This window comes from Streptomyces sp. NPDC056231 (assembly GCF_048270745.1).
Taxonomy (GTDB): domain Bacteria; phylum Actinomycetota; class Actinomycetes; order Streptomycetales; family Streptomycetaceae; genus Streptomyces.
Genome location: NZ_JBLVKW010000012.1, coordinates 65210 through 78637 on the forward strand (window position 1 = coordinate 65210; position 13428 = coordinate 78637).

8 protein-coding genes and 1 pseudogene are annotated in these 13428 nt (G+C 69.6%); 5 read left to right on the plus strand and 4 right to left on the minus strand.

Annotation, left to right across the window (positions count from 1 at the left end; translation table 11 throughout):
• Positions 1-906 (minus strand): cupredoxin domain-containing protein (locus ACNPQM_RS12910; RefSeq protein WP_418084087.1); only part of this gene is annotated, 906 nt, incomplete at its 3' end.
• 672 nt (positions 907-1578) lie between these two features.
• Between ACNPQM_RS12910 and ACNPQM_RS12915 the strand changes: the two genes are divergently transcribed.
• Both ACNPQM_RS12915 and ACNPQM_RS12920 read left to right on the plus strand, forming a co-directional pair.
• On the plus strand, positions 1579-2556 hold the full coding sequence (locus ACNPQM_RS12915) for a multicopper oxidase domain-containing protein (RefSeq protein ID WP_358857959.1): 978 nt from the start codon (positions 1579-1581) through the stop codon (positions 2554-2556).
• A 261-nt stretch (positions 2557-2817) separates the two neighbouring features.
• Positions 2818-6861, plus strand: a complete 4044-nt coding sequence (locus ACNPQM_RS12920) for a ThuA domain-containing protein (RefSeq protein ID WP_418084088.1) — start codon at positions 2818-2820, stop codon at positions 6859-6861.
• A 143-nt stretch (positions 6862-7004) separates the two neighbouring features.
• On the opposite strand, the gene ACNPQM_RS12925 is transcribed toward ACNPQM_RS12920, so the two are convergent.
• Together ACNPQM_RS12925 and ACNPQM_RS12930 are read right to left on the minus strand one after the other, a co-directional pair.
• Positions 7005-7340 carry a chorismate mutase gene (locus ACNPQM_RS12925; RefSeq protein WP_358857961.1) on the minus strand — a complete coding sequence of 112 codons (336 nt, stop codon included), beginning with the start codon at positions 7338-7340 and terminating at the stop codon, positions 7005-7007.
• Between the two features lie 59 nt (positions 7341-7399).
• The gene (locus ACNPQM_RS12930; protein WP_358857962.1) at positions 7400-8299 is read right to left on the minus strand and encodes a helix-turn-helix domain-containing protein; all 900 of its coding nucleotides are present in this window, start codon (positions 8297-8299) and stop codon (positions 7400-7402) included.
• 251 nt (positions 8300-8550) lie between these two features.
• Here ACNPQM_RS12930 and ACNPQM_RS12935 point away from each other — a divergent pair, with 251 nt between their 5' ends.
• The 3 genes from ACNPQM_RS12935 to ACNPQM_RS12945 all read left to right on the plus strand — a co-directional run bounded on the left by ACNPQM_RS12935 (position 8551) and on the right by ACNPQM_RS12945 (position 12987).
• Positions 8551-10365: a glycoside hydrolase family 35 protein gene (locus tag ACNPQM_RS12935; protein ID WP_418084089.1), complete on the plus strand. Its 1815-nt coding sequence runs from the start codon at positions 8551-8553 to the stop codon at positions 10363-10365.
• A 150-nt stretch (positions 10366-10515) separates the two neighbouring features.
• Complete coding sequence (locus tag ACNPQM_RS12940; RefSeq protein WP_418084091.1) at positions 10516-11436, plus strand: hypothetical protein; 921 nt, start codon at positions 10516-10518, stop codon at positions 11434-11436.
• 48 nt (positions 11437-11484) lie between these two features.
• Complete coding sequence (locus ACNPQM_RS12945; RefSeq protein ID WP_418084093.1) at positions 11485-12987, plus strand: ankyrin repeat domain-containing protein; 1503 nt, start codon at positions 11485-11487, stop codon at positions 12985-12987.
• A 66-nt stretch (positions 12988-13053) separates the two neighbouring features.
• Here the strand turns inward: ACNPQM_RS12945 and ACNPQM_RS12950 are convergent.
• A pseudogene (locus ACNPQM_RS12950) lies at positions 13054-13233 on the minus strand (short-chain dehydrogenase); the annotation flags it as partial.
• Between the last annotated feature and the right edge of the window lie 195 nt (positions 13234-13428).

Genomic DNA, 13428 nt, shown 5'->3' on the forward strand with positions numbered 1-13428 from the left:
ACCGGACTCCGCGTCCGAGGCGGTCACCGTGACAGTCGCACTCGACACATAGTTCCCGGCAGAGTCCTTCGTCCCCGACACCGTCGCCGACGTATCGGGCGGCGTAGTGTCCTTCGGCGGCTCAGGCGCCACCACGGTGAACTCCACCGATTTCACCGGCGAGATATTGCCCGCCTTGTCGGTCGCCCGATAGCTCAGCGTGTGCCGACCCACGCTCTTGACGTCAACCGGAGTCGTGTAACCGGTGTATGCCGCACCGTCGAGCGCGTACTCGATTCCGGCCACACCGGACTCCGCGTCCGAGGCAGTCAGCGTCACGCTCGCACTGCCGACGTAGTTCCCGGCGGAGTCCTTCGTCCCCGACACCGTCGCCGACGTATCGGGCGGCGTGGTGTCGTCGCCGGGCGCGGCGGTGACGATGAGCTCACCCGTCATCATCTGGTGGCCCGGCATCGCGCAGAAGTAGCGGTAGACGCCAGGTGTGAGGGTGACTTCGGCCGTGTGCCTGCCTCCCGCGGAGTCGAAGGGGCTCGCCAGGATGTTGAGGCTGACGTCGCTGTTGTAGTCGGGGTTCGAGACGTCGAACGTCAGGGTGTGTGTCAACCCCGTCGTGTTGCCGGTCGCCGCGCTGCTCTCGAACACAATGGTCGCCTTGCCCGCCACCGCGGTGGTGGGGGCTGACGTGTACTTCATGTAATCGTCGCCGGCCGTCCAGGTGAGCACCTGGGTCGCTGCGGTCTCCTCCGCGCGATTCACCGCCGCGTACGCGGCCGGAACGGCCAATGCGAAAGCCGTGAAGACAATGGCCATCAGCGCCATCAGCGCCGGATGCTCGCTGAATCGGTCACGTAGTGCGGATCTTGAGGAGGGCGGATCCGTCTGGGCATGGAGCAGTCTTCTGAACACCACTGCACCTTTCGGGAATTCGCTTGTGCGGCACCGCGCAGGACTCGCGGCCCCGCCGGGTGGACGATCAGCCGCCGGGATGAGCGCGTTCGAGATGCGAGTACTCCGCTCACCGGACCGGCGCCCTGGACGGAACGGGGCGAGTGCCGCGCTGTGGTTGCTCACCCGCGCGCGACGACGGCGGGGGCCGCCGTCACTCACGCTCAGGCGGCATCCGCCCCTGTCGCTGCGAGGCCGCTGGCACCGCGAACCCGAGGGTGGGGTTCACGCAATCTCTTTAACCGTGCGGCAACGATGGGAAGTTAGCGGGTCTTTTGACTATCCGCCAAGACCTATGACGAGAATCCAACCAACTTTGACCTGAGTCTGGAAAAACTGGATGCGTGCCCGCTACGGTGTCCAGGTCCCGAGGCGAATCCCCTTCGCCCAGCCGATCCGATCCCGGCCTTAGCCGGCACATCGAGCCAAGCCGGACCGCTTCCACCGGGGTCCGGCCAAGTCGGACCGTCCCCACCGGAGTCCGGTCCGACCACCGCCCCGCCTGCCTCGCGGGGTCGAACGCCCGGTGCACCACCGCGTACCGCCGTGACGGGACAGCTGCCGTCGGCGGCGGCTCACACCACGACCACGAAACGCTTTCAGGTACGCGCGCGTTTCGAGCATTGGAGAGCGATGACCGACTCAGGTGCAGGCACGAGACGCCTCTTCTCCCGGCGAGCGTTCGCCACCAGCGCGGCCGCCGCAGCAGTCGTGCCCACGGTGCTCGGCGCCACCGCCGCCGCCCCGAAGGACAAGCCCGGTGAAGGAAGCGGTAAGGGAAGCGACAAGGGAACCGTCCGCGAGCTGACGCTGTACATGGAGAACCTGCCGAACGGGCAGATGGGCTACGGCCTGGAGCCCGGTAAGGCGTCGATTCCCGGCCCGCTCATCGAGCTGACCGAGGGCGACACGATGCACATCGAGGTCGTCAACAACCTGAGCGTCGCCGCGAGTCTGCACGTGCACGGGGTGGACTACGACGTCGCCAGTGACGGCACCAAGATGAACGACAGCGTCGTCGAGCCGGGCGGCCGGCGGACCTACGTCTGGCGCACCCACGCCCCGGGACCGAACCACGACGGGACGTGGGAGGCCGGCAGCGCCGGCTACTGGCACTATCACGATCACAACGTGGGGACCGAACACGGCACGGGCGGCCTCAAGAAGGGCCTGTACGGCCCCGTGATCGTGCGCCGCAAGGGCGACGTGCTGCCCGACAAGCAGTTCACGGTCGTGTTCAACGACATGACGATCAACAACAAGGCCCACCACGACACCCCCACCTTCACGGCCGTCCGCGGCGAGCGGGTGGAGTTCATCGTCATCACCCACGGGGATTTCTTCCACACCTTCCATGTGCACGGCCACCGCTGGGCGGACAACCGCACCGGGATCCTGCAGGGTCCGCAGGACGTGAGCCGGATCATCGACACCAAGACCGTCGGCCCCGCTGACTCCTTCGGGTTCCAGGTGATCGCGGGTGCCCGGGTCGGCGCAGGTGCCTGGATGTACCACTGTCACGTCCAGAGCCACGCGGACATGGGCATGGCCGGAACCTTCCTCGTGACCGAGGCCGATGGCACGGTCCCCGGCGGCATGCCCCACCACTAGGGCGTGTTTCGCCCCCGAAGCCACGCCCGTCAGGCCTGCCTGACGTCCTGATGGGCGTGTACCAGCCTGCCGCCGGTCGGTCCTCGCTCGCCAGGGCTGGAGGAGAACCTGACCTCCCTGCTCCGGCCCCCTCCTTCCCGGGCAGCGTGACCGCCCGCCGAAAGCCGCCTCGCCCGGCGCACACCGGGCGGGGCCCCTGCGGCAGCCCTCGCTCCATCCCCTGATCACTCTTCCGTTTCCGGATCGAGTCAAGGAGCACACATGGGCAAGAGAGACCGGTTCGCCCTGTCGAAACGACGCGGATCGCCGCCGTCACGACCTGCGCTGACCTCTCGTCACGCGTGGCCCTGGCGCCGCGCGGTCGTTCTGCTGTCCAGCGCCGCACTGACGATGGGGTTGTCCGCGCTGCCATCCGTGCAGGCACAGGCGCAGCCGCCCGTCGAAAGCGTCAGCCAGGACCAGGGTGCCGCCACGGACACCCAGGTGAACGTCCTGGTCTTCCACGGACCGACCGCCAAGCAGGACGACCCCGTCAAGAAGGCCACGGCGGCGATCGAGACCCTCGGCGAGAAGAACGGGTTCAAGGTCGTCGAGTCCGAGGACGCAAGCGTGTTCAACACCGCCGGCCTCGCCAAGTATCGGGGGGTGGTGTTCCTGTCGGCCGACGGCGTGACGCTCAACGCCGAGCAGGAAGCCGCGTTCCGGTCGTACATCAACAACGGCGGCGGCTTCGTCGGCGTCCACGACGCCGCCCGGGCCCAGTCCGACTCCTCCTGGTTCACCGGGCTGATCGGCACCCGCCCGGCGCTGGGCCTCCCCGACCCCGAGAAGGTCGTCGAGAGCGCGGTCAACGGGGACAACCCGCCGAGCGAGACCAAGGACAAGCTGTTCGACGGCAAGAACGACACCAAGTGGCTGGCCCGGACGCCGACCGGCTGGGTCACCATGAAGCTGGACAAGCCGGCCGCGGTGGTCAACTACGCGCTGACCTCCGCCAACGACTATCCGGGACGGGACCCGAAGGACTGGAAGCTGCAGGGCTCGCAGGACGGCGAGAGCTGGACGACCCTGGACACCCGGACCGGCGAGACCTTCCCGTCGCGGTTCCAGACCAGGCAGTTCCAGTTCACCAACAAGCAGGCCTACCAGCACTACCGGCTGGAGATCACCGCCAACAGCGGTGAGCCGCTGATCCAGCTGGCCGAGCTGCGGCTCTTCAACGCCAACCCGACGCCCCCGCAGGATTCCAAGGTCCAGCAGGCCGTGGTGGATGTGACGGACCGTCAACACCCTTCCAACAAGGGACTTCCGCTCAACTGGACTCGTTCCGACCAGTGGATCAACTGGGATCCCAACCCGATCGGCAAGGTTCACACCATTGCCCAGGTCGAGGAGGGGAAGTACAAGCCGGGAATCAGCGCCAACGGCCCGTTCCACCCGATCTCGTGGTGCCGTGACTACGACGGCGGTCGGTCCTTCTACACCGGCATGGGCCGCACCGAGGAGAGCTACACCACCGACACCAAGTTCCAGAGCCACCTCCTCGGCGCCATCCAGTGGACCACCGGCATGGTCCGCGGCGACTGCCAGGCGACCATCGCGTCCAACTACAAGACCGAGCGGCTGACGGCCCAGAACCAGTCGGGGCAGCTCGACCAGATCGGTGAGCCGCACGGTCTCACCATGGGCCCCGACGGCAAGGCCTTCTACATCGGCAAGGCCGCCTGCCCGTCGGGCCCGATCAGCTCCTGGAACGACCCCAAGGTCGGTCTCGGCTGCGGCACCATCCACCAGTGGGACCCGAAGACCAAGCAGGTCAAGCTGCTCACCACACTCGACGTGATGGGCAATCGGGGCAGCGGTGACGAGCTGGTCAAGAACGAGGAGGGCCTGGTCGGCATCACCCTCGACCCGAAGTTCGAGAAGAACGGGTGGATCTACATCTACTGGATGCCGCACGAGTCGATCGACCGCGACAAGCGGATCGGCCAGCGGACGGTCTCCCGGCTGACCTACGACTTCGCGTCAGAGTCCATCGACCAGTCCACCCGCAAGGACCTGCTGCACTGGGACACCCAGATCCACAGCTGCTGCCACGCCGGCGGCGGCATGTCCTTCGACAAGGACGGCAACCTCTACATCGGCTCCGGTGACAGCAACTCCTCGGGCGGCTCCAACGGCTACTCCGGGAACAACTGGACCCAGGACTACAAGGGTGTCTCCTTCCAGGACGCCCGCCGCACCTCCGGCAACACCAACGACCTCAACGGCAAGATCATCCGTATTCACCCCGAGGCCGACGGCACCTACACCATCCCCAAGGGCAACCTCTTCGCGCCGGGCACGGCCAAGACCCGCCCGGAGATCTACGTGATGGGTGTCCGCAACATCGCGCGACTCTCCGTCGACCCGGTACACAACTGGCTGAACGCCGGCTGGGTCGGACCGGACGCGGGAGCGTCGAACCCGGAGCTGGGCCCGGCCAAGTACGAGACCGCCACGGTCATCACCTCGGCGGGCAACCAGGGCTGGCCCTACTGCATGGGCAACCGGCAGCCTTACCGTGACCGCAGCAACACCGATGCCGGCGTCCTCACCGGCTGGTACGACTGCAACCACCTCAAGAACGAGTCGCCGCGCAACACCGGCCTGGTGGACATCCCGCCGGCCCGCGACAACATGATCTGGTACTCGCCCCAGGGCGGCGGCCCGGTCTTCCCGGAGCGCGCGGACGGCAGCGGTGTCCCGAGCTACGTGGACAGCGAGGCCACCTACACCCAGCCGTACCTCAAGGGCGGCGGCCAGGCCATCATGTCCGGTCCGACCTACCACCGCTCCCAGGTGGACACCAAGAGCGGTGTCGCCTGGCCGGCGTACTGGGAGGACAAGTGGTTCATCGGTGACGAGTCCAACGCCAACAACCGGGTCGCAGTGACCCTGGACCCGGACCACGTCAAGGACCAGGGCGCGCCGGCATTCGGCGAGGACCTGCGCAGCATCATCGCGCCCGGCAGCGGCGGCACCCAGCTGCAGAGCTGGATGGACGCCAAGTTCGGTCCCGACGGTGCGCTGTACATGCTCGACTACGCGGGCGGTTTCTTCAGCCTGCACAACAACCAGAAGCTCATCCGCATCACCTACCAGGGTGGCCCGGCCACCCCGAACCCGCAGGACGCCGGGGCGCGCGTGGTCACCCAGAGCAAGCCGAAGGCGGTGGCGTTCTCCAGCGCCAAGACCGGCGGTGTGGCCTGGGAGTGGGACTTCGGCGACGGCAGCAAGCCCTCGCACGAGGCCAACCCGACGCACACGTACGCGGACTACGGCACGTACCACGCGAAGCTGACGGTCACCTACGCCGACGGCGAGCAGGCCACCGCGACGTTCGACGCCAAGGCCGGCTGCCCGGCTCCCGACGCCCGGCCGACCGTCAAGCTCCTCGACACCGACACGGGCGTGACCAACCACCGGGCCGGCGGTGGCTGCACCGTCAACGACCTGATCGACGACGAGGCCTCCTGGTCGAACCACGGCGAGTTCGTCAGTCATGTCAACGCCGTGGTCAACGACCTCCGCAAGGAGGGGGTCCTCGACAACCGTGAGTCGTCGGCGATCAGCAAGGCGGCGGCTCAGAGCGAGATCGGCAAGGTTGCCGGGTACAAGCCCCTCTTCGACGGGACCGCGGCAAGCCTGGCCGACTGGCGGCAGGCCGGCGCCGGGAACTTCTCGGTCCTGCCCGACGGCACCATGCGCAGCTCCGGCGGCATGGGCATGCTGTGGTACGCCAAGCAGGAGTTGAAGGACTTCTCGGTCAGGCTCCAGTTCCGGGACGTGGCTCCGGGTACCGGCAACGCCAACAGCGGGGTCTTCATCCGGTTCCCGGACCCGAGGACGCCGCTGGCGGACCGCCCGGCCGGCAGTTGCGGCACGGTCGGCTCGGCCCGCACCGCCCCCGAGTGGGTCGCGATCTACTGCGGTCAGGAGATCCAGATCTACGATGGGGCCACGGGTGAAGTCCAGAAGACCGGCTCGGTGTACAACTTCAAGCCGGTGGGCCTGGACAAGGCGGGGGTGACCCCCAAGGGCCAGTGGAACGACTACGAGATCCGCGCGGTCGGGCAGCACTACACGATCATCCGCAACGGCGTGGTGATCAACGAGTTCGACAACACGCCCGGCAAGTCGTCTTCCCGTGCGGGTGACCCGCCCACGGACCTGCGTCAGTTCCTCAGCGGGTACGTGGGGTTGCAGAACCACGGCAACAACGACCTGATCGAGTTCCGCAACATCCGGGTGCGGAACCTGTAGTCGCGAGCGGTCGACCCGAAGCGTGACTCCGGGGGAAACCCACCCCCTCGGTCACTCGCTGTAGCGGCACGGAAGCGAGGGCCGCGGCCTTGAGGCCGCGGCCCTCGCTGCGTGTTCGCCCCTGACTGATGGGGGGCGGAGGATCAGTTCTCGGAGGCTGCGTCGCCGGTCGGGGGGTCACCGGCAATCCGCTCATGGTGCCGGATCACTTCGGCGATGATGAAGTTCAGGAGCTTCTCGGCGAAGGCGGGGTCGAGTTTCGCGTTCTCGGCGAGGCGGCGCAGCCGGGCGATCTGTTCGGTTTCGCGGGTCGGGTCGGCCGGGGGCAGTTTGTGGTTCGCCTTGAGATGCCCGACCTGCTGGGTGCACTTGAAGCGCTCGGCGAGCATGTGGACAACAGCAGCGTCGATGTTGTCGATGCTTTCGCGGAGCCGGTTCAGTTCCGCGCGTACGGACTCGTCGATGTCGCTCGTGGTCATGGTCGTCGAGCTTACGGCCTTCCTCGCGACGGGGAGTGGTCTCCACGTCGTGGGGGCCGTCAGCCGCCCGGGGTCCATGCGGTGATCGTCGGCGGGTTTTCGGGGTCGGGGACCTGGTCGCTCCAGCCGCCGGGAACGGCGCGGCCCTGTTGTTCGCGGAAGCGGACGGGGGCGGTGCCGACGCGGCGGGCGAACAGACGGGAGAAGTACGCGGGGTCGTCGTAGCCGACGCGGCGGGCGACCGCGGCGACGGGCAGGTCGGTTGCGGCGAGGAGTTCTTTGGCTCGGCCGAGGCGGATGCCGAGGAGGTAGTCCTTGGGGCTGCAGCCGGCGCCGCGGCGTACCGCGGTGCGCAGTTCGGCGGGAGTCATGCTGTGGCGGGCCGCGTGTTCGGCGACGGAGAGGGGCTGGAATGCGTCGCGGGCGAGGGCCTGGAGGACGGGGTCGCCGTCGGGGCTGACGTCGGCGCGGGCGCGGCGCAGCGCGACGAGGAGTTCGTGGACGGCGGCGCTGGTCTCGACTTCGAGGAGGGGATTGCCGCGTCTGGCGGCGCGGACCATGCGGCTGATGGCGGCACGTGGTCCTGCGGTGTCGGCGAGGGGGACGAGGGGGCGGTCGGGTTCGATGTAGCCGAGTTCGGTGTAGGTGGTGGTGGCGGGGCCGGTGAAGTCGACGAAGGCTTCGTCCCAGCCGGTGCCGGGGTCGGCGCCGTAGTGGTGGGGAGTGCCGGGCGTGAGCCAGATGAGGCTGGGGGCGGTGACGGGTATGCGGCGGCCGTCGGGGCTGCTGAACCAGCCGCTGCCGGAGTTGATGACGACGGCGACGTGGTGGTCGAGGGTGCGGGGGCCGACGGTGGGCAGGGCGCCGTGTTGCAGGCCGACGCCCAGGCAGACGAGGCCGAGGCGGTGATGGAGCGGGCTGGGCGTGAAGAATCGCATCCAGGTGTGGTACGTCGACATCGGCTTCCCTTCCTCCGCTCTGCTCGGCCGGGCTCGGCTCCGCCGGGCTCGTCGGCTCGGTCGGCCGCGGTGACCTGCACATTGTGTCCAAACAGCAGTGATCTTTGTCCATGGACCGGCTGTACGCCAGGGGGCAAGGTTGGATGGAACATTCCTCCCGGGTTCGCCCGCTCCGTGGTGCGTGCCGTTGTACGGCCCCAGGGTGTGCGGGCCCGGGGGTGGGACCGGCACAACAGGAGAGTACGAGCACGATGGCTGATTTCACCGTGGGGGACGCCCACTTCCGGCTCGACGGGAGGCCGGTACGCCTGCTGTCGGGGGCACTGCACTATTTCCGCGTGCACGAGGCGCAGTGGGATCACCGGCTGTCGATGTTGCGGGCGATGGGCCTGAACTGTGTGGAGACGTACGTTCCGTGGAATCTGCATGAGCCGGAGCCCGGGATGTTCCGGGATGTGGCGGCGCTCGGCCGGTTCCTGGATGCGGCGCACCGGGCGGGACTGTGGGCGATCGTGCGTCCGGGTCCGTACATCTGTGCCGAGTGGGAGAACGGCGGGTTTCCCGCGTGGGTGACGGGCCGGTTCGGGCGGCGGGTGCGGACGCGTGACGCCGGGTATCTGGAGGCGGTCGAGCGGTGGTTCGCCGAGTTGTTGCCGCAGGTGGTGGAGCGGCAGATCGACCGCGGCGGCCCGGTGGTCATGGTTCAGGTGGAGAACGAGTACGGGAGCTACGGCACCGATCAGGTCTATCTGGGGCGGCTGGCGGAGGTGCTGCGCGGGCACGGGGTGAGCGTGCCGCTGTTCACGTCGGACGGGCCGGAGGACCACATGCTGACAGGTGGTTCCGTGCCGGGGGTGCTGGCGACGGCGAATTTCGGCTCGGGGGCGCGTGAGGCGTTCGAGGTGCTGCGCCGGCATCAGCCGGAGGGTCCGCTGATGTGTATGGAGTTCTGGTGCGGCTGGTTCGACCACTGGGGTGCCGCGCCGACGGTCCGGGATCCGGCGGAGGCCGCACAGGCGCTGCGGGAGATCCTGGAGTGCGGGGCATCGGTGAATATCTACATGGCGCACGGGGGAACGAATTTTGCGGGCTGGGCGGGGGCGAACCGCTCGGGCCCGGTGCAGGACCAGGATTTTCAGCCGACGGTGACGTCGTACGATTACGATGCGCCGATCGACGAGTACGGGCGGCCGACGGAGAAGTTCTGGCTGTTCCGGAAGGTCCTGGCGGAGTTCGCGGACGGTCCGCTCCCGGAGCTGCCGCCGGAGCCGACCGGGCTTGCGGCGCCGGTGCGGGCGGAGCTGACCGGGTGGGCGCCGCTGTCTGTGGTGCTGGAGGTGCTGGGCGACCCGGAACGGGCGGAGTCCGGTGTTCCGCCGACGTTCGAGGAGCTGGGCGTGGACCGGGGTCTGGTGCGGTACGAGGTCGCCGTTCCGGGTCCGCGACGCCCGTATGCGCTGGGTGTGACCGGGCTCCGGGACCGGGCGGTGGTGTATGTGAACGGGGTCCGGGAAGGCGTGCTGAGCGGCGAGAGTGCCACCCTCGCCGAGCCGGTGGCCGGGCCCGCGTCGGTCGAGCTGTGGGTGGAGTCGCTGGGCCGGGTCAATTACGGGCCGCGGCTGGCTGAGCCGAAGGGCATCACGGGCGGTGTCCGGCACGAGCGGCAGTATCTGCACGGGGTGCGGGCGCGGGCGCTGCGGCTGGCCGCTTTCGAGGAGCCGGGTGCGGTGGACACGGTGCCCTTCGAGGCCGTCGCCGAGAGGGGTCGTACCGGGCTGTACAGGGGTTCGTTCGAGTCGGCGGTTTCGGGGCACGCGGGTCTTCCGGATCACGCGGGGATCGAACTGCCGGGCTGGACGCGCGGGTTCGTCTGGGTGAACGGTTTCTGCCTGGGCCGGTACTGGTCGGCGGGTCCGCAGCGGACGCTGTATGTGCCGGGTCCGGTTCTGCGGGAGGGCGTCAACGAGGTGTGGGTGCTGGAGGTGGAGGGCGCCGGGGATCCGTGGGTGGAGCTGGGTCCGGGTGTGCCCGTCCGGACGGGCACACCCGGGGATGCTCAGGGCTGATGCGGTGTGCCGGCCGAGGCATCGGAGTGTGGCCGCCGCGGAGGCGATGGTCACAGCGAAGGCCGGCACCTCGCTGTACACCCCGGGGCAGCCGGGTTCGTACGGGAGCACACTCCCCGCCGCGGGGCAGGCCGTTACAGTGGAAGCCGGTTGAGCGTCACGGATGGGGGTGCGGACGTGACGGACGGCGGCCCGGTGGTGCACGGCTTCCCTCATCTGGACATCGTCCGGTCCGCGATCACCGCGCTGTACCGGAGGCTGTCGTACGACGGTGTGCGCAGGTACGCTCCGAGCCTGCTGCCCGCCGAAGCGGCCTTCTCCGACCAGGACGATCTGCATCTGGGGGCGCAGCGCGTGGCGCGGGCGATGGTCCGGCATCTGCATCTGCCCGATGCCCGCATGATCGTCGGGTTCCGGGCGATGGAACATGCGGGCAGTGTCGAACTCGCGGCGGGGCCCGAGTACTTCATCGAACTCAACGACCGCTTCCGTACTCATCGCAGGGACATCGGTGCCGCGCTGTCGCACGAGGTGATGCATGTGCTGCTGCACCGGCTGGGTCTGGAGTTCCCCGGTACACGGGACAACGAGATCCTGACCGACACGGCGGCCGCGTATCTGGGGGCGGGCTGGCTGCTGCTCGACGCGTTCCGGGAGGACGCGGCGTCCAGTCAGAAGCTCGGCTATCTCACCCCGGAGGAGTTCGGGTATGTGCTGGCCAAGCGGGCGTTGGTGTTCGACGAGGATCCGTCGCCCTGGTTCACGAGTCCGCAGGCGTATACGGCGTACGTGAAGGGGCGGGCGCTGGCGCTGCGGGACGGGCAGCAGCCTCCGCTGGCGGCGGCGGGCTGGGCCGGCCGGCACCGTTACGCGAAGGACCGGCGGTATGCCCAGGACCATGGGGGGGTCGCCGCGACCCCGGGGGTCCCGTACCGGTTCGAGGAGAGTCCGGGGGGTTGGCGGGTCTCGTTCACCTGCCCGACCTGCCACCAGCGCATCCGGGTACCGGTCCGCGGCCGGGTGCGGGCGCGGTGCGGGTTGTGCCGCACCGTACTGGACTGCAATACCTGAGCCCGTCGGGGCCCTCCGCCGTAGAGTCGATGGGTGGCAGAAGATCCGATGACGGACACGCGGAACCTGTTCGAGGCCCTGTACGTGGGTGAGGACGCCGTCGTGCGGCTGCTGCGCGCGGGGGTGTCCGCGGAGTCGGTCGACGAGAACGGTGCGACGGCGCTCTATCTGGCGGCGGTGTCGGACCGGCCGGGTGTGGTGCGGCTGCTGCTGGCGGCGGGCGCCGATCCGGACCGGGCGTGCGGGCCCGAGGCGGGCGATCTGCCGATCTGCGGAGCGGCGTGCGGCGGGCACACGGAGGTGGTCGAGGCGCTGCTGGCGGCCGGGGCGCAGCCGGATCTGAGGGAGGAGTTCGGGTTCACGGCACTGCGGTGGGCGGTGGGTCTGGGGCATGCGCGGACCACGGAGGTGCTGCTCGCCCATGGGGCGGATCCCGGTCTGCCGGGACCGGGGCCGGGGCATGAACCGCCGCTGGTGTTCGCGGTACGGCGCGGGTCGCTGGAGACCGTGCGGGCGCTGCTGCGGTACGGGGCGGGTGCGCGGGCCGGGGCGCTGGAGGAGGCGCTGCGGGAGGCGCGCCGGATGTGTGCGCTGGATGTGGAGCAGGAGATGCGGCGCGCGCTTCGGGAGATGTACGGGGACGGGCCGGGGACGGTGGTGCGCCGTACGCCGGTGGACGGTGGGGAGACGGTGACCGTCGAACTGGTGCGGGACGGGGTGCCGTTCGCGGGGCAGGAGCAGCAGACGGGGCACGGTGCGATCGCCACGGTCCTGGAGGCGGAGCTGGGTCTGCGGACGCCGTACGCGGAGCTGGCGGCGCGGGCGCTGCGCGGCGGGAACCCGGAACTGGACAACTGGCACGAGGCGGTCGAGGTGCTGTGGCAGCGGGGCGACGAGGAGACGTTCCAGGCGGGCGCCGCGTGGTGCGCGAGCGTCGGTGAGCCGTTGCGGCAGGCGTTCGGCGCGGATGTGCTGGCCCAGCTCGGTTTCCGCACCGGGTCGCAGCCTTTTGCCGCCCGTTCGGTTCCGCTGCTGCGGGAGCTGGCGCGGGAGGCGGCGGATACGGAGCTGATCCGGTCGGCGGTGCTGGGGCTGGGGCACCATGGGGATCCGGTGGCCCTGCCGGAGGTGCTGCGGCATGTGCGGAATCCGCAGCGGTTGGTGCGCCGTGCGGTGACGCTGGCGCTGTTCGACCTGGTCTCCGGTGACCATGCGGAGGGGGTCGCGGCGCTGGTGGGGCTGAGCCGGGACACCGATGCGGAGGTGCGGGACTGGGCTACGACGGCGCTGGCCGCGCTGGACACGGACACGCCGGTGCTCCGCGCGGCGCTGGCGGAGCGGCTGGACGACGCGGATCCGGACACGGCCGCGGAGGCGGCACAGGGCCTGGCACGTCGTCAGGACCCGCGGGCGGTACCGGTGTTGGAGCGGTTGCTGCAGGAGTCGGAGCCGGATGGTTATGCGCGGGCGGTGGCGGTCGACGCGGCGGCGCGCCTGGCGGACGGCCCGGTCAGGGAGCGTCTGGAACGGATGTGTCCGCGCCTGCCGTGAGCGGCGCGGTGACGAGCGGGCAGCGGGTGCCCTGGGGCGTGTTTCGAAAGCCCTGCCCGCCCCGCCCTACCGCGCCCCGTACACCGGCTCCGCCGGCACCGCCTGCGCCAGCAGCTTGCGGGTGGCCTCCCCCGCCTCCGCGGGTGCCCACCGGGCCCCCCGGTCCACGGTGGGTCCGGGCCGCCAGCCTTCCATCACGGTGATGCGGCCTCCTTCCGCCTCGAAGACCCGTCCGGTCACTCCGTCGCCCCCACGGTGCGGAACGAAAAAGCCGGACGGGCGGATGGATCCAGCCTGTCCGGCGGCCCCGGACCGGGGCCCGGGGCAGAGCCCCGGGGGGGGGGGGCGGGGGGGCGGGCGCCCCCCCCCCGGCGAGGGGAAGGAAGAGGAGGGATAATAAAAAAAGATGCGCCGACAAGAAGGTTGATGGGTGTAAATCGT

Bases quoted from the DNA above. Each gene is read 5' to 3' on its own strand.
- ACNPQM_RS12915 (WP_358857959.1), top strand. From the start codon at position 1,579: ATGACCGACTCAGGTGCAGGCACGAGACGCCTCTTCTCCCGGCGAGCG.
- ACNPQM_RS12925 (WP_358857961.1), bottom strand. From the start codon at position 7,340: ATGACCACGAGCGACATCGACGAGTCCGTACGCGCGGAACTGAACCGG.
- ACNPQM_RS12920 (WP_418084088.1), top strand. From the start codon at position 2,818: ATGGGCAAGAGAGACCGGTTCGCCCTGTCGAAACGACGCGGATCGCCG.
- ACNPQM_RS12935 (WP_418084089.1), top strand. From the start codon at position 8,551: ATGGCTGATTTCACCGTGGGGGACGCCCACTTCCGGCTCGACGGGAGG.
- ACNPQM_RS12930 (WP_358857962.1), bottom strand. From the start codon at position 8,299: ATGTCGACGTACCACACCTGGATGCGATTCTTCACGCCCAGCCCGCTC.
- ACNPQM_RS12945 (WP_418084093.1), top strand. From the start codon at position 11,485: ATGACGGACACGCGGAACCTGTTCGAGGCCCTGTACGTGGGTGAGGAC.